This is a genomic window from Leifsonia sp. P73 (genome assembly GCF_051059105.1).
Classification (GTDB): domain Bacteria; phylum Actinomycetota; class Actinomycetes; order Actinomycetales; family Microbacteriaceae; genus Leifsonia.
Map to the genome: position 1 here is coordinate 2,260,499 of NZ_CP194931.1, position 14,556 is coordinate 2,275,054.

The 14,556-nt window shown below is 70.1% G+C and carries 14 protein-coding genes and 1 pseudogene; 7 read left to right on the plus strand and 8 right to left on the minus strand.

Going from position 1 to position 14,556, the window contains the following annotated elements:
- The first annotated feature begins 179 nt into the window (after positions 1-179).
- The 4 genes from ACQ86L_RS11445 (at position 180) to ACQ86L_RS11460 (ending at position 4,053) form a co-directional block, all read left to right on the plus strand.
- Entirely contained in the window at positions 180-830 is a 651-nt protein-coding gene (locus ACQ86L_RS11445) for a DUF2207 domain-containing protein (RefSeq protein WP_434315509.1), read from the plus strand.
- Positions 740-1,975 (plus strand): DUF2207 family protein, encoded by a 1,236-nt coding sequence (locus ACQ86L_RS11450; RefSeq protein ID WP_434315510.1) that lies wholly within the window; start codon positions 740-742, stop codon positions 1,973-1,975. The genes ACQ86L_RS11445 and ACQ86L_RS11450 overlap by 91 nt, the downstream gene beginning before the upstream one ends.
- Before the next feature lie 108 nt (positions 1,976-2,083).
- A complete protein-coding gene (locus ACQ86L_RS11455; RefSeq protein WP_434315511.1) occupies positions 2,084-2,389 on the plus strand; it encodes a hypothetical protein in 306 nt (101 codons plus the stop codon).
- A gap of 176 nt (positions 2,390-2,565) precedes the next feature.
- On the plus strand, positions 2,566-4,053 hold the full coding sequence (locus ACQ86L_RS11460) for a glyceraldehyde-3-phosphate dehydrogenase (RefSeq protein ID WP_434315512.1): 1,488 nt from the start codon (positions 2,566-2,568) through the stop codon (positions 4,051-4,053).
- 70 nt (positions 4,054-4,123) lie between these two features.
- On the opposite strand, the gene ACQ86L_RS11465 is transcribed toward ACQ86L_RS11460, so the two are convergent.
- The gene (locus ACQ86L_RS11465; RefSeq protein ID WP_434315513.1) at positions 4,124-4,711 is read right to left on the minus strand and encodes a hypothetical protein; all 588 of its coding nucleotides are present in this window, start codon (positions 4,709-4,711) and stop codon (positions 4,124-4,126) included.
- A 166-nt stretch (positions 4,712-4,877) separates the two neighbouring features.
- Between ACQ86L_RS11465 and ACQ86L_RS11470 the strand changes: the two are divergent.
- Both ACQ86L_RS11470 and ACQ86L_RS11475 read left to right on the plus strand, forming a co-directional pair.
- Positions 4,878-5,081 (plus strand): annotated as a pseudogene (locus ACQ86L_RS11470) (glyceraldehyde-3-phosphate dehydrogenase); the annotation flags it as partial.
- Positions 5,078-6,901, plus strand: coding sequence for a DEAD/DEAH box helicase (locus ACQ86L_RS11475; protein ID WP_434315514.1), 1,824 nt, complete (start codon positions 5,078-5,080; stop codon positions 6,899-6,901). The pseudogene ACQ86L_RS11470 and the gene ACQ86L_RS11475, both read left to right, overlap by 4 nt.
- 3 nt (positions 6,902-6,904) lie before the next feature.
- On the opposite strand, the gene ACQ86L_RS11480 is transcribed toward ACQ86L_RS11475, so the two are convergent.
- Genes ACQ86L_RS11480 through ACQ86L_RS11490 form a run of 3 tightly spaced genes read right to left on the minus strand, consistent with a single transcriptional unit; the run spans position 6,905 to position 8,397 of the window.
- Positions 6,905-7,780 carry an NmrA/HSCARG family protein gene (locus ACQ86L_RS11480; RefSeq protein WP_434315515.1) on the minus strand — a complete coding sequence of 292 codons (876 nt, stop codon included), beginning with the start codon at positions 7,778-7,780 and terminating at the stop codon, positions 6,905-6,907.
- 55 nt (positions 7,781-7,835) lie between these two features.
- Positions 7,836-8,147, minus strand: a complete 312-nt coding sequence (locus ACQ86L_RS11485; protein WP_434315516.1) for a hypothetical protein — start codon at positions 8,145-8,147, stop codon at positions 7,836-7,838.
- Positions 8,137-8,397 carry a hypothetical protein gene (locus ACQ86L_RS11490; protein ID WP_434315517.1) on the minus strand — a complete coding sequence of 87 codons (261 nt, stop codon included), beginning with the start codon at positions 8,395-8,397 and terminating at the stop codon, positions 8,137-8,139. The genes ACQ86L_RS11485 and ACQ86L_RS11490 overlap by 11 nt, the downstream gene beginning before the upstream one ends.
- A gap of 108 nt (positions 8,398-8,505) precedes the next feature.
- On the opposite strand from ACQ86L_RS11490, the gene ACQ86L_RS11495 reads away from it, so the two are divergent.
- Positions 8,506-9,327, plus strand: coding sequence for an aldo/keto reductase (locus ACQ86L_RS11495; RefSeq protein WP_434315518.1), 822 nt, complete (start codon positions 8,506-8,508; stop codon positions 9,325-9,327).
- A gap of 79 nt (positions 9,328-9,406) precedes the next feature.
- Here the strand turns inward: ACQ86L_RS11495 and ACQ86L_RS11500 are convergent, their stop codons facing one another.
- From ACQ86L_RS11500 to ACQ86L_RS11515, 4 genes are all read right to left on the minus strand, one after another.
- A complete protein-coding gene (locus ACQ86L_RS11500; protein WP_434315519.1) occupies positions 9,407-10,327 on the minus strand; it encodes a carbohydrate ABC transporter permease in 921 nt (306 codons plus the stop codon).
- On the minus strand, positions 10,324-11,199 hold the full coding sequence (locus ACQ86L_RS11505; protein WP_434315520.1) for a carbohydrate ABC transporter permease: 876 nt from the start codon (positions 11,197-11,199) through the stop codon (positions 10,324-10,326). The genes ACQ86L_RS11500 and ACQ86L_RS11505 overlap by 4 nt, the downstream gene beginning before the upstream one ends.
- A gap of 102 nt (positions 11,200-11,301) precedes the next feature.
- On the minus strand, positions 11,302-12,555 hold the full coding sequence (locus tag ACQ86L_RS11510; protein ID WP_434315521.1) for an ABC transporter substrate-binding protein: 1,254 nt from the start codon (positions 12,553-12,555) through the stop codon (positions 11,302-11,304).
- Entirely contained in the window at positions 12,540-14,516 is a 1,977-nt protein-coding gene (locus tag ACQ86L_RS11515; RefSeq protein ID WP_434315522.1) for a glycoside hydrolase family 2 protein, read from the minus strand. The genes ACQ86L_RS11510 and ACQ86L_RS11515 overlap by 16 nt, the downstream gene beginning before the upstream one ends.
- Positions 14,517-14,556 lie beyond the last annotated feature (40 nt).

Below are 14,556 nucleotides of genomic sequence, written 5' to 3' on the forward strand. Positions count from 1 at the left end.
GATCTCCGGATTCCCAGAGCGGTGCGTAAGCGGTGAGTTCCTTCGCGGCATGTCACGCTAGACGGGTGTCGATCACGGTGGGCGGTTCGCGACCGCGGATGCAGATGAATGTGCGTGGCCCGCAGCCTGGCCGTGGCCGCGGGAGACTGCTCCGCGCGACGGTCGCGGCTGCGTTGTCCGTGGTCGCGACATTCGTCGGCGCGGGCGCGAGCACAAGCGCGAGCGCAGCCCCCGCGCACGCGCACGCCGCCTCCCCCACCACCGTCGACGACTTCACCTTCGCGAGCTTCGACGGCGACTACCGCCTCTCGCGCGACGCACAGGGCCACTCCACACTCACCACTGTGGAGACCCTGGTCGCGCGGTTCCCGCAGACCGACCAGAACCACGGCATCCGGCGGGAGCTGGTCGAGGACTTCGACGGGCATCCGACCGGCCTGGAGGTTGTGTCGGTGACCGATCAGAACGGCGCCCCGCGCGGCTACACCAGCGACTCCAGCAACGGCGTCCGCACGCTGACGATCGCGGCCGGCCACTTCGTCCACGGAGACCAGACGTACGTCATCACCTACCGGCAGACGAACGTCACGCGGTACTTCCCCGACACCGGGAACGACGAGTTCTACTGGGACACCAACGGGACCGCGTGGGCGCAGCCGTTCGACCGCGTCACCGCGACGGTGCACCTCGGGCCCGGGCTCGCGGGCGCGCTGCAGGGGAGGCGTCCGCCTACCGCGGCGTGCAGGGCTCGACCCAGAAGGCCGGCGTCGAGCGGACGGGCGACGGGTTCCGGTTCTCGGCCGAGGGGCTCGGTCCGCGGGAGAACCTGACGTTCGCGATCGGGTTCGCGCCCGGCACCTTCACGCCGCGCGCGGACGGGCTGTTCGACACCGGCTGGGGGTTCGCGGCGGCCGGCGGCCTCCTGCTCGTCCTTCTCAGCCTGGCCGGCGCGGTCGTCGTGCGCGTGCGCCTGCTGCGCGACGCGCCGGGACGCGGGACGATCGTCCCCGAGTACGTGCCGCCGAAGGAGGGGCTGCTGCTCACCGCGGACGTCACCGGCCTCAGCAAGAAAGCGGTCGCCGCGCAGACTCTCGACCTGGCCGTGAGCGGCAGGGTCCGCGTGCTGGAGTCGGCGGGATTCCTCGGGCGGCCCCGGTACACGCTCGAGCTCGTCGGTACGGAGGCGACCGGGCGGCAGGCACTGCGCGACCCGCACCCGACGCCGACCGAGCTGCAGTTCCTCCGGGCGCTGTTCGGCGAGTCGGTCGTCCCGGGCACCACGCTGGAGCTCGGCTCGACGAACACCAGCGTCGCGCGCGCCATCCAGTCGGTTATGAAGCGCGTGCACAGGGAGGTCACCGACTCCGGTTATCGGACGAGTGGCCCGCGCGGCCCGGTCCGCGCGGTGTTCCTCACCGGCCTGATCGCGACCGCGCTCGCGGTCGTCGGGTCGGTGCTGTGCATCGTCGGCGTCTACGGAGGCGCGGTGCCGATCCTGATCCTGATCGCGTCCGTCCTCCTCTTCATCGCCACCGCCGCTCTCGTCTCCCGCTCGCCCCTCACCGCCACCGGGACTGCGCTCCGCGAGTACGTGGACGGGATGCGGATGTACGTGCGTCTCGCCGAGGCCGACCGCATCCGCTACCTCCAGTCGCCGCAGGGCGCGGAGCGCGTGCCCGTCGCGGTGGGCGACCCGCGCGAGATGCTGAGGCTGAACGAGCGCCTGCTCCCGTGGGCCGTGCTGTTCGGCGAGGAGAAGAAGTGGCTGGCCGAGCTCGGGAGGTTCTACGAGCAGACCGGGGAGACGCCGACCTGGTACGCAGGGCAGACCGCGTTCAACGCGGCCGTGCTCTCACAGCTGGTCGGCGGCATCTCCTCCAGCACGACGATGACGAGCAGCTCGTCGTCCGGCGGCACCGGAGGCGGCGGATTCTCCGGCGGCGGGGGCGGCGGGGGCGGCGGAGGGGGCGTCTAGCGACACTCCCTCCGACATCACGAGGGCCCCTCGGTCTCCGTTGCCGCCGCCCACCCCGCGCGCTACCATCGGCACCGTTCCAGAGGGGAGACCGCAGGAGGTACCGCTATGTCTGTTCTCATCGCAACCAAGTTCACCGGCGACACGGCGACGTTCACGAGTTCGCTCACGGAGCGCGCCGGCGAGTATCGGGAGATCGCCGATCGCGCCAAGGCGGCCGGTGCGCTGCACCACCAGTTCGCCGTGGGCGACGGGTTCGTCGTCATCATGGACGAGTGGGAGACGCAGGACGCGTTCCGCACGTTCTTCGCCGACCCCGAGCTGCAGGGGTTCATCGCGTCCGTCGGCGGCGACGCGAGCACGCCGCCGCAGGTGCTCGCCGGGGAGAAGATCGACTCGCCCGATAAGTTCTAGGGTTCCTGCGCGGCCGAACCGCGCACTTCTTGCCGCAAGCGAAAGATCACGGGATCTTTCGGCGCTCTACCGCGCCAAGAACCGGCGTTCGCCCGTTACGGTCGCAGTGCGGGCGACCTCCGCAGCCAGACGAACAGACGCGTTCATCCGACGCGGGAAGGCCCTGAGTACCGAGCGTGACCACCTTCAACACCGACCACCCGCACGCCTTCGAATCCCACCGCGCGGCCTGGGTCGCGCGGGAGGTGCAGGCCGAGCAGCTCATCCCGCTCATCGGGCGCCTCTACCGCGACCACGGCGTCGTCACCTCGATCCACGGCCACCGGCTCATCAACCTGTCCGCCACCGGCGTCATCTCGGTGCACGACCGCGCCCGCGAGCTCGGGCACGAGGAGCTGACGCTGCAGGAGACGGCGGCGGTGCTCACCGCGCTGCTCGGGATCGCGCCGGCGCCGGCCTCCATCGACGTCGGGCGGCTCGCCATGTCGGTGCGCGGGCTGGACGACGCCGACGTGGAGGCCAGGGTGCGGGCCGAGCTCGACAGCGCGCACTCCACCTACGCGGCGGGGCCGACCGACGTCGTCCTCTACGGCTTCGGCCGCATCGGGCGGCTGCTCGCGCGCATCCTCATCAACCACGCCGGCAACGGGAACGGGCTGCGCCTGCGGGCGATCGTGGTGCGCCGCGGGTCGGTCAACGACCTCGACAAGCGCGCAAGCCTCCTCGCCCGCGACTCGGTGCACGGGCCGTTCCCCGGCTCGGTCACGGTCGACGCCGAGCACGACGTCCTCGTGGCCAACGGCACCCGCATCCAGGTCATCTACTCGGACGACCCGACGAGCGTGGACTACACCGCCTACGGCATCCGCGACGCGATCGTGGTCGACAACACCGGCCGCTGGCGGGACGAGGCCGGGCTCGCGCAGCACCTGGCCGGCCCGGGTGTCGCGCGGGTCCTGCTCACGGCGCCGGGCAAGTCGCCGCTGAAGAACATCGTGCACGGGATCAACGACGACACGATCACCGAGGCCGACCGCATCGTCTCGGCGGCCTCCTGCACCACCAACGCGATCACCCCGGTGCTCAAGGCGCTGGAGGACGCGTACGGCATTGTGCGCGGGCATGTGGAGACGGTCCACTCGTTCACGAACGACCAGAACCTCACCGACAACTTCCACAAGGGCGACCGGCGTGGCAGGTCGGCGGTGCTCAACATGGTGATCACCGAGACCGGGGCGGCGAAGGCGGTCGCCAAGGCGCTGCCGTCGCTCGCGGGCAAGCTCACCGGCTCCAGCATCCGGGTCCCCACGCCGGACGTCTCCCTCGCGATCCTCAACCTGACGCTGGAGCGGCCGGCGACGAAGGAGCAGGTCAACGACTACCTGCGCCGGGTGTCGCTGCACTCCCAGCTGCGCCAGCAGATCGACTACGTGGAGTCCCCGGAGGTCGTCTCCAGCGACTTCGTCGGCTCGCACCGCGCCGGCATCGTGGACGGTCTCGCCACCATCGCGGACGGAACCAACCTCGTCCTCTACGTCTGGTACGACAACGAATACGGCTACTCCTGCCAGGTCGTGCGGGTGCTGGAGCGGATGGCGGGGACGCATCCCGCGGTCGTCCCGCCGCGCGCGGAGGTGCGGTTGCTGGAGGGGGCGACTACCTAGGCCACGGCCCTACCGGCGACCGGTAGCATTTGCGCGCTCGGCGGCCAACCACGCTGGACAGCCGTCGCTATCAGCGAGAGATTTTCGTCACCGTCACACCGCCGGTCAGGTTGAGCGTGGACCTTGCAGCCCAAGAGTTGTTGATGCCGTTCCAGGTGAACGTCCCAGCCCTATCCCCCGTGGCAACCTGGGTCACCCCTTTCCAGGACCCGGACAAGGAACCGGTGCCCTGGTAGCCATTGGGGACGCTGTTCTTCAAGCACATGCTCGTTGTCGAACATCCGGGCCCAACGATCGTGAGGGCGCGCGACAGCGTGATCTGCTCGGGGATAGCGGCCAGGGTCTCCCCGGTCTCGGAATCCACAAGTAGCTGCACCGGGCCAGGAAGGTTCTCGATCGCCTCGATTTCCTCTTCGCTCTGCGTTCCGACGAGCTTCTCAAGCTGGTCAACGTATCCCGAGCTCGTTGCCACGATCGAAGGAACCGAGTCGGCAGTCAATCCTTCATCCGCAACAGCAGCCCCCGCCCCCGCGGTCATCAACACTGCAACAGCACCAAGAGCTGCCAAAGAAGACCCGATCCGCATTAGCTTCACTCCCTCTAGTTTGTATGGCGCATCTGCGCACATCTGAATCACCGGGCTCCTCGCCGCGAGCACGCTGTCAGGCCACGATTTCTAATATGAGGAATCATGCACTCCCTGTCGGAGCGCTCGATAAACGACGCCTTGACGCTGCGGCCGCACGCCCGGGCTGTCATCACGCCGCGCCATTCGGCCTCGCCCTTAAATCACCCGCCACGCCACCCGGTCACCGACCAACGAAGCGCACCGCGCCGGCATCGTGGACGGTCTCGCCACCATCGCGGACGGAACCAACCTCGTCCTCTACGTCTGGTACGACAACGAATACGGCTACTCCTGCCAGGTCGTGCGGGTGCTGGAGCGGATGGCGGGGACGCATCCCGCGGTCGTCCCGCCGCGCGCGGAGGTGCGGTTGCTGGAGGGGGCGACTACCGTTCAAGGGTGAGCACCCCCGAGAACGAGACCCCGACCGAGACGACCGACGACGCCGCGGAGACGGAGGCCTCCCTCACTTTCGCGGACCTGGGCCTCGACTCCCACGTCCTGAAGGCCGTGAAGGAGCTCGGCTACGAGACCCCGTCGGCCATCCAGGCGGCGACGATCCCGCTGCTGCTGGAGGGCCGCGACGTCGTCGGGCTCGCCCAGACCGGCACGGGCAAGACGGCAGCGTTCGCCCTCCCGATCCTCTCCCGGCTCGAGCTGTCGCAGAAGACGCCGCAGGCGCTCGTGCTCGCGCCGACCCGCGAGTTGGCCCTGCAGGTCGCGGAGGCGTTCGAGAGCTACGCCGCGCATATGCGCGGCGTCCACCTGCTGCCCGTTTACGGCGGCCAGGGCTACGGCGTGCAGCTCTCGGCGCTGCGACGCGGCGTCCACATCGTGGTCGGCACGCCCGGCCGGATCATGGACCACCTCGACAAAGGCACGCTCGACCTCTCCGAGCTGCGCTACCTGGTGCTCGACGAGGCCGACGAGATGCTGAAGATGGGGTTCGCGGAGGACGTGGAGACGATCCTCGCCGACACCCCGGACGACAAGCAGGTTGCGCTGTTCTCGGCGACCATGCCCGCCTCGATCCGGCGCATCTCCAAGAAGTACCTCCACGACCCGGAGGAGATCACGGTCAAGACCAAGACCACCACCTCCCCCAACATCACGCAGCGCTACCTCGTCGTCTCGTACCCGCAGAAGGTGGACGCGCTCACCCGCATCCTGGAGGTCGAGAACTTCGAGGGGATGATCATCTTCGTCCGCACCAAGAACGAGACCGAGACCCTGGCCGAGCGGCTGCGCGCCCGCGGCTACTCGGCGGCGGCGATCAACGGCGACGTCGCGCAGGCCCAGCGTGAGCGGACGGTCGAGCAGCTCAAGTCGGGCAAGCTCGACATCCTGGTCGCCACCGACGTCGCCGCGCGCGGCCTCGACGTCGAGCGGATCAGCCACGTCGTCAACTTCGACATCCCGGTCGACACCGAGTCGTACGTCCACCGGATCGGCCGCACGGGCCGCGCGGGACGCAGCGGCGCCGCGATCAGCTTCGTCACCCCGCGCGAGCGGCGCCTGCTGACGGCCATCGAGAAGGCGACCCGCCAGCCGCTCACGCCGATGCAGCTGCCGAGCGTGGACGACATCAACGTCACCCGGCTGGCCCGGTTCGACGACGCGATCACCGCGGCGCTGGCGCAGGTCGAGCGGGTCACCCGGTTCCGCGACATCATCGGCCACTACGTCGAGCACCACGACGTTCCGGAGGCGGACGTCGCGGCGGCGCTCGCGGTCGTGGCGCAGGGCGACGAGCCGCTGCTCCTGAACGAGGACGACGCGCTGGCGCGGAGCGTGGAGCGGGACGGGCGCGACACCCGCTCCGCCGGACGCGACGACCGCGGCGGACGCGGCGAGCGGGGTGAGCGGGCTCCGCGACGCGAGCGCAGTGACAAGCCGATGGCGGCCTACCGCATCGAGGTCGGCAAGCGGCAGAAGGTGGAGCCGCGCCAGATCGTCGGCGCGCTCGCGAACGAGGGCGGCCTGAGCCGGGAGGACTTCGGCCACATCCGGATCATGCCCGACTTCTCGCTCGTGGAGCTGCCGGCGGACCTCCCGGCCGACACGCTGTCCCGGCTGTCGGGGACCCGGATCAGCGGCAAGCTGATCGAGATCCGGCCGGACAACGGGCCGGGGGCGCGGCGGCAGCGCGGGGAGTGGGAGGAGCGGCGGCCTCGGGAGCAGCGGCGGGACGAGCGCCCGCCGCGTAAGCCGCGGCACCGCTAGGCGTCACCGCCCCGGCATCCACCCCGACTGCGCCAGCCACGCGCTCAGGTCCAGCAGCTCCGGGTCGATCGCGCGCGTCATCGCGAAGTCGGCCTGGTACGCGGGCGTCTCCGCGAACCAGCGGAACATCTGCGCCATGTCCCCGAACGACGCGACGGCCTCCAGCGGCAGCGCCTCGTAGCGCGCGGGGAGCCCGGCATGGAGTCCGATCGCCTCGGCGATGTCGTCCCCGGTCAGGCGGTCGCCCGCGATCTCCAGGCTCGACCCCTCCACCGGCGTCCCGCCGCGGAGGATCGCGGCGGCGACCCGGCCGATGTCGCGCACCGCGACCATCTCCAGCGGGACGTGCGCGGGCAGCGCCATCCTCACGACCGCCTGGGCGTCCTCGACGCTGACCGACCGCGCCGCGAGGTTGTCCATGAAGAACACGGGCCGGATGATCGTGCGGTGCAGGCCGAGCGCGTCCAGGTGCTCCTCGACGCGGCGCTTGCTCTCGAAGTGCGGGATGCCCGTGTGCCGTTCCGCGCCGCCGACCGAGCTGAAGACGTAGTGCGGCACCCCGGCGCGGGCGGCTGCGTCGGCGGCGGCGATCCCGGAGGCCGTCTCGTGCTCGATCCCGCCGCGCGGCGTGGTCATCGCGAACGCGCCGGCAACGCCGGCGAACAGGCGGTCGAGGGAGGCGGCGTCGTCCAGCTCGCCGACCGAGAGCTCGACGCCGCGCTCGGCGAGGCGCCGGGCAGCCGGCGCGTCGGGGTCACGCACGAGGGCCCGGACGCGGGCGCCGCGCTCCAGGAGGGCGTCCACCACGGAGCCGCCCTGCCGGCCGGTGGCGCCGATCACCGCGAACGGGCGGCCGGCCGGGTCTGCGTCAGTGTCCACGGTGTCCTCCTCCAGCGCTCCGCTCATGGGGCGTCATCGCGAACGTAGCCCCGGGTCAGCCGGACAGGAACACCCAGGACGCCCCGATTCCGACGACCACGAGCGCGACCGCGGCAGCGACGACCGGGCGGCGCCAGCCCGGCATCCAGGGCGGGAGGGCGACGGCGAGGAAGGTCACGAGGGCGACGATCGACAGACTCCCGAGGGCGACCCCGGCCTCGCCCGGCGCCTGGGAGCAGCCGAACCCGCACCAGGCGAACCGGCCGAACCCGGCGACGAAGACGTCGATGACGAGCGCCACCGGCACCGACGCGGCAAGCCAGAGGACGGGGCGGGGTGCGCCCGCCTCCGCCGCCCTAGCGCGCATTGTCCTCCACGATGTGCCGGATGGCCCCGACGGCGAGGTGCAGCATCCCGCCGAGCACCCCGAGCACGCCGAGCCGGTTGCCCCAGGCGAACACGTCCGCGGCGCCCGCGGCGTCGGTCCCCCGGATGGCGAAGCCGACGAAGTAGAGGACGACCGCGCTGATCAGCGCCACGACGTAGATGGTCACGAGGACGGTGATCGCGAGGTTCGGCGTCCGGCGGATCTTCGGCCTGCGCTCATCGGTGGACATGGCTCGGATGCTACCGAGGGGTGGAGCCGGCGGCAATGACCGTCACGGCGTCCCGAGACCCCCGGGGTCTACGATGGCCCGCATCCGCCCGCCGAAAGGAGACCCCCTATGCCCGTCCTCACCGACACCTTCGCCCTGTCCAATGGCGTCGAGATCCCGAAGATCGGGTTCGGCACCTGGCAGATCCCGGACGGCCCGCTGACCTACGACTCGGTGCGCACGGCGCTGGACGTCGGCTACCGGCACATCGACACGGCGCGCGCCTACGGCAACGAGGCGAGCGTCGGACGGGCGGTGCGCGACAGCGGCCTCCTGCGCGAGGACGTCTTCATCACGACCAAGTGCCCCGCCGAGGTGAAGGACGCCGCGGGCGCACGCCACGCGTTCGACCGGTCGTCCGAGCTCCTGGACCTCGGGCCGATCGACCTCTACCTCATCCACGCGCCCTGGCCGTGGAACCACCAGGGCAGCGACCACCGCGCAGGGAACATCGAGGTGTGGAAGGTCTTCGAGGAGCTGTACGACGCGGGCCGGACGCGCTCCATCGGCGTGAGCAACTTCGTCGTCTCCGACCTGGAGTCGCTCATCGGCGGGACGAGCGTCGTGCCGCACGTCGACCAGATCCGCTGGTTCGTCGGGCACACGCAGCCCGAGACGACGGCCTACTGCCAGGAGCGCGGCATCCTCGTCGAGGGTTACTCCCCGCTCGCGACCGGGCGGCTGATCGGGGACGAGGACATCGCGCTGATCGCGGAGAAGTACGGCAAGACCGGCGCCCAGGTCAGCCTCCGTTACCTGCTGGAGAAGGGCGTCCTCCCGCTCCCGAAGTCCACGACACCGCAGCGGATCGCGGAGAACGCCGAGCTGGACTTCGAGCTGGCGCCCGAGGATGTGGCGGCCCTCGACGCCCTGTCCGCCCAGGGCCGCTGACCTTCCGCCGTCGAGGGGCACGTAAACGCCCCCAAACGCGCTTTCGGGGGCGTTTACGTGCCCTTCGGCGGTGGGGGTGCTACTTCCCGGCGCCGACGGCGATGCCCGCGACGACGTACCGCTGCAGCGCCAGGAACACGATGAACAGCGGCAGCACGCCCAGCACGAGCGTCGGCAGCAGTTGCTCCGGGCTCATCGTGTGGGTGCCGATCGTCGCGTAGACGGCGAGGGTCACGGTCTGCTTGTCGTCCGACGAGAGCAGCACGAGCGGGAGGATCAGGTCGTTCCAGACCTGCAGGATGACGAAGATGGCCAGCGTCGCCGTCGCCGGGCGCAGCAGCGGGAAGACGATCTTCCAGTAGGTGCGGATGAGCCCGGCGCCGTCGACCGCCGCGGCCTCCTCCAGCTCCGGCGGCACGGTGCGCAGGAAGCCCGCGAAGAAGAACACCGCGAACGGCATGATCGTCGCGGTGTACGCGAGCACGATGCCGATGTAGCTGTCCAGCAGGTGCAGCTTCTGCATCACCTCGTACAGCGGTGTGAGCACGACGAAGATCGGGATGGTGAGTCCGGAGACGAAGATCTGGTACAGCGTGCGCGTCCAGCGCCGGGTGTGCCGCACGATCGCCCAGGCCGCGAGGGAGGCCGCGAACACGGTGATCACCGCGGTGGCGAGCGTGATGATGAGCGTGTTCCCGACACTGCGCAGGTAGTGCATGTTCTGGAACGCGGTGACGTAGTTCTGGAAGTCGATCGGCGCCGGGAGGGCGAACGGGTTCGACGGGGAGGTGTTCCCGTGGTGCAGCGACACCGTGACGAGCACCCAGATCGGCGTGAGGACCACGGCCGTGAACGCGAGCAGGACGACGGAGGCGATGACCGTCGACGCGCGCGAGCGGAAGCGGCGGGACCGGAACCGCGGCGCGCGGGCGGTGGGGCCGGTGGGCGTGACGCCGCCGTCGCGGGCGGCCTCGGTCTCCTGGCTGATGAGTGCGGTCATGCGAGGTCGGCCTCCCGTCGGCGCAGCAGCGTCGCCTGCGTGACGCCCACGACGATCGTGAGGATCAGCAGCAGGACGGCGAGCGTGGTGCCGTAGGCGAACTGGTAGTTCGCGAAGCTGTTGTTGTAGATGACGAGGCTGAGCGTCTGGGTGGCGTCGGCCGGTGCGCCCTGCGTCATGATGAACGGCAGGTCGAACACCCGCAGCGACCCGATGACGCTGAGCGTGATGTTGATCGTGAAGGACGGCGCGAGCAGCCGCCAGTCGATGCTCCAGAACCGGCGCCAGCCGGCGGCGCCGTCGAGGTTCGCCGCCTCGATCAGTGCCGGGTCGATGGCCATGTAGTTCGCCAGGTAGATCGTGGCGGTGTAGCCGAGGAACATCCAGATGTAGATGGCCGCGATCGACATCAGCGCGGTGTGCGGGTCGCCCAGCCAGATCGGTTCGAGGGCGTGGAGACCGAGGGCGTCCATGACGTCGTCGATCGGGCCTCCCAGCGGCGAGTACATGTACGACCACAGGTAGCCGACGGCGACGAAGGCCATCATCGCGGGCAGCAGCAGGCCGGCGCGGACGAAGTTGCGCACGCGCTCCAGCTTGAACAGCCAGAACGCGACGAGGAGGGCGAGGCCGTTCTGCACGACGACGACCACGATCGTGTAGACGATGGTGTTGCCGAGCGCGTGCAGGACGGTGGGGTCGGACAGCGCGTGCAGGTAGTTCTTCAGCCCGACGAAGTTGCCGCCGCTCGGCCCGATCGCGTCGGTGAAGCTGAGCTGCACGCCGCGGATCAGCGGGTAGATCACGAACACGGCGAAGATCAGGGCTGCCGGCGCGATCAGCACCATCGCGGAACGGCCACGGATTTGCATGGGATCGCCTTTCGGGGCTGGGTCGAGCGGGTGCGGTGGTGCGGTGGTGCATGGCTGCCCGGCCGGGGAGGCGTGCCCGCTCCCCGGCCGGGACGGGTGTGACTACTTCGTCTTCGGGATCGTCTGGTCGAGCTGCTTGAGGAGCGTGCTCGTCGACTGCGACGGGTCGTTGAAGAGCGAGGTGCCGACCTTCCAGAACTCCTGCTCGTAGGTCGGGAAGTGCAGGTACTCGATCGGCGAGACCTGCGAGTGGCCGGCGTTGAAGGCGTCCACGTAGGCGCTCGCCTTCTCCATGGTCGGGCTCGGCACGTTCTTCAGCGTGGTGAACGAGTTCTCCGCGGCCAAGTAGCGGCTGTCGTTGGCCGGGTCGGCCATGAAGGCGACGTACTTCTTCGCGGCGTCGGTGTGCTGGCTGGCGGCGTTGACGCCCCAGCCGGAGCCGACGAAGGTCACGCCGTAGGGGCTGCTGCCCGCGTCGCCGCCGGGGAACGGGTTGAGCGAGAAGTCGAACTTCGCGTTCTGCTGGAAGTTCTGCAGCTCCCACGCGCCCATGATGGTGAACGCCCACTTGCCGGCGGCGAAGTCCGCGTTGCCGGTGTTGAACGGCTCGATGCCGTTCATGAGCTTGCCGTCCACGCCGCCCGTGGTCAGGAGCTGCTTGATGTGGTCGAAGACCGGGGTGAAGGTCGGGTTCCAGTTCGTCTTGCCCTCGTCGTAGCCCTGTCCCCACTTGGCGTCGACCAGGTTCGCGGCGAGCGCCAGTGAGAGCTGCTCGCTGGTCCAGCCGCCCTGGTCGGCGAGCAGCAGGCCGGGCTGGCCCGCGGCCTTCAGCTTCTGCAGCGCGTCCAGGAAGTCCGGCCACGTCTGCGGGACCTGGCTGATGCCGGCCTTCTTCAGGATGTCGAGGTTCGCGTACAGGCCGATCGGGATGTTCTGCTGGGTGAACGCGTAGGTCTTGCCGCCGATCGCGCCGAACGGCGCGACGTTCGGGAGGAGCTGCTTCACCCAGGACTGGTCGCTGAGGTCGGCGAGGTAGCCCTGCTTCTGCCACTGCTGCACGCGGGTCGCGTTCGTCATGAGGACGTCGGCGGCGGTGCCGGCGGCGAGGCGGGTGTTGTTGTACTGGTCGTACTCGCCGTTGGCGACGTACTTGTAGTCGATCGTGATGTCCGGGTACTTCTTGTGGAAGTCGGCGTTGATCTGGGGGATGTCGGCGAGCTCGGTGCCGCCGCCCTCGAAGCCGACGACGGTCAGCGTGGTCTTGCCGCTGCTGGAGCCGTCTCCCGACGAGCAGCCGGCGAGCGCCAGCGCGACCGCCGAGACGGCGGCGGCGGCGAGGATCAGTTTCTTGCGCATGGGTGTCCACTCCTTTGTGTGGTGCCTGTGTTGTCAGGTGGTGCGTTGCGTGGCGGGTGGTGCGGGGGTTGTGGAGCCGGGCCCGCGCCTCGGTTCAGGGTTCGAGGGGCGGGACGTCGTCGCGCTCGTAGGCCGCGGGTCGCGACTGGATGTCGCGCAGGAGCCGGAGGTCGAACTTCGGCACGCGCCGGAAGTCGAGCACGCCGTTCTTCTCCTGGAAGACGTCCGTGAGCTGGGTGAAGCAGTAGCCGAACATGCCGGGGTCGTCCAGCAGCGTGTCCACGAGCCGGCGGAACCGGTCGACCCACTCCTCGCGGGTGCGCGGCGCTTCGCCGTACCCCCAGGAGTCGTCGCCGGCGCGGTCGCTGTCCGACCACCAGATGCCGCCGAACTCGCTGCAGAAGTACGGCTGTCCGGCGTACGGGACGGACCACTCGGCGCCGTCGAGCGCGGTGTTGACGTACGGGCGGCCGTCGGCGAGGCTCTCCCATGCGCTGCGCGAAGACGTCCGGGTCCTGCTCGTAGAGGTGCGAGTCGTAGATGTCGGCGCCGGGCACCCGGTGCGAGTAGCCGGACGCGTCGATCACCGGACGGGTGGGGTCGATCGCCTTGGTGACCGCGTAGAGCGCCTTGGTGGCGTCGTCGAGGACGGTGATCCGGTCGGTCATCGGCTGGAACGTCTCGTTGAGCGGGCACCAGCCGACGATCGACGGGTGGGAGAGGTCGCGGGTGACCGCCTCCACCCATTCGGCGATGAACGAAAGCGTCGGCTCCTGCGGGCCGCCCGGGCCGACCTTGGCGCCCCAGTCGGCGAACTCGCCCCAGACCAGGTAGCCGAGCCGGTCGGCGTGGAAGAGGTAGCGCTCCTCGAACACCTTCTGGTGGAGGCGGGCGCCGTTGAAGCCGGCGGCCATCCCGAGCTCGATGTCGGCGACGAGGGCGTCGTCGCTGGGCGCGGTCATCAGGGTGTCGGGCCAGTAGCCCTGGTCGAGGACGAGGCGCTGGAAGACCGGGCGGCCGTTGAGGAGGACGCGGCGGCCGTCGATGGCGATGGACCGCATCCCGGCGTAGCTGTCGAGGGCGTCGACCACGGTCCCGCCGCGCAGGAGGGTGAAGCGGACCGTGTAGAGGTGCGGGTCCTCGGGCGACCAGGTGCGGAGGCGGTCGGCGGGGATCGGGAGGGTGAGGACCGGCTTCACCTGCGCCGTCACCTCCACTTCACGGGTGATGACGAGGCCGTCGGCGTCGCTGATGTCGACCCGCGCGGTGAGCCCGGCGGCCGGGGAGGCGACGTCGAGCTCGACGGCGAACGACGACGACGGGAGGTCGGGACGGATCACCGGGCGGCCGAAGTGCGCCGGGGCGACGGGCTCGATCCAGACCGTCTGCCAGATGCCGGTCGTGCGCGTGTAGAAGGCCTCGTAGTTCTCGGGGCGTCGGGACTGCTTGCCGCGCGCCTGGATGGTGAGGTGGTCGTCCTCGGCGAGGACGGAGAGGGTGAAGGTGGCGCTGGGCGATCCCGCCACGGCGTCCGTGATGTCGATCGTGAACGGGGTGAAGCCGCCGCGGTGCCGGCCGACCTCGATGTCGTCCACCCAGACGGTGGTGTCGAAGTCGACCGCGCCGAAGTGGAGGAGGAGGCGGTCGTCGGCCCAGGCCGCCGGGACCTCCACGGTGCGCCGGTAGCGGACCGCGGGGTGGAAGTCGGTGCTGCCGATGCCGGAGCGCTCGGACTCGGGGGCGAACGGGACGAGGATGTCGCGGTCGAGGGTCCAGGTGGCGGGAGCGGCGGTGCCGGCGGCCTCCGTCGCCTCGGCCGCGCCGAAGCCGAAGCTCCACACGCCGTTGAGGTTCAGCCAGCGGTCGCGCACGAACTGCGGGCGCGGGTACTCCGGGCGCGGCACGGCCTGCGAGTCGGCCGCGTCGCCGCCCTGTTCAATTTCCCTCGATGCAAATGGCACGATCAGGATGCTAGCGCGCGATTTGCCTCGATGCAAACAC

Coding starts and splice junctions, on each gene's coding strand:
- ACQ86L_RS11485 (WP_434315516.1), bottom strand. CDS start 8,147: ATGCGCGCTAGGGCGGCGGAGGCGGGCGCACCCCGCCCCGTCCTCTGG.
- ACQ86L_RS11500 (WP_434315519.1), bottom strand. CDS start 10,327: ATGACCGCACTCATCAGCCAGGAGACCGAGGCCGCCCGCGACGGCGGC.
- ACQ86L_RS11510 (WP_434315521.1), bottom strand. CDS start 12,555: ATGCGCAAGAAACTGATCCTCGCCGCCGCCGCCGTCTCGGCGGTCGCG.
- ACQ86L_RS11490 (WP_434315517.1), bottom strand. CDS start 8,397: ATGTCCACCGATGAGCGCAGGCCGAAGATCCGCCGGACGCCGAACCTC.
- ACQ86L_RS11505 (WP_434315520.1), bottom strand. CDS start 11,199: ATGCAAATCCGTGGCCGTTCCGCGATGGTGCTGATCGCGCCGGCAGCC.
- ACQ86L_RS11455 (WP_434315511.1), top strand. CDS start 2,084: ATGTCTGTTCTCATCGCAACCAAGTTCACCGGCGACACGGCGACGTTC.
- ACQ86L_RS11495 (WP_434315518.1), top strand. CDS start 8,506: ATGCCCGTCCTCACCGACACCTTCGCCCTGTCCAATGGCGTCGAGATC.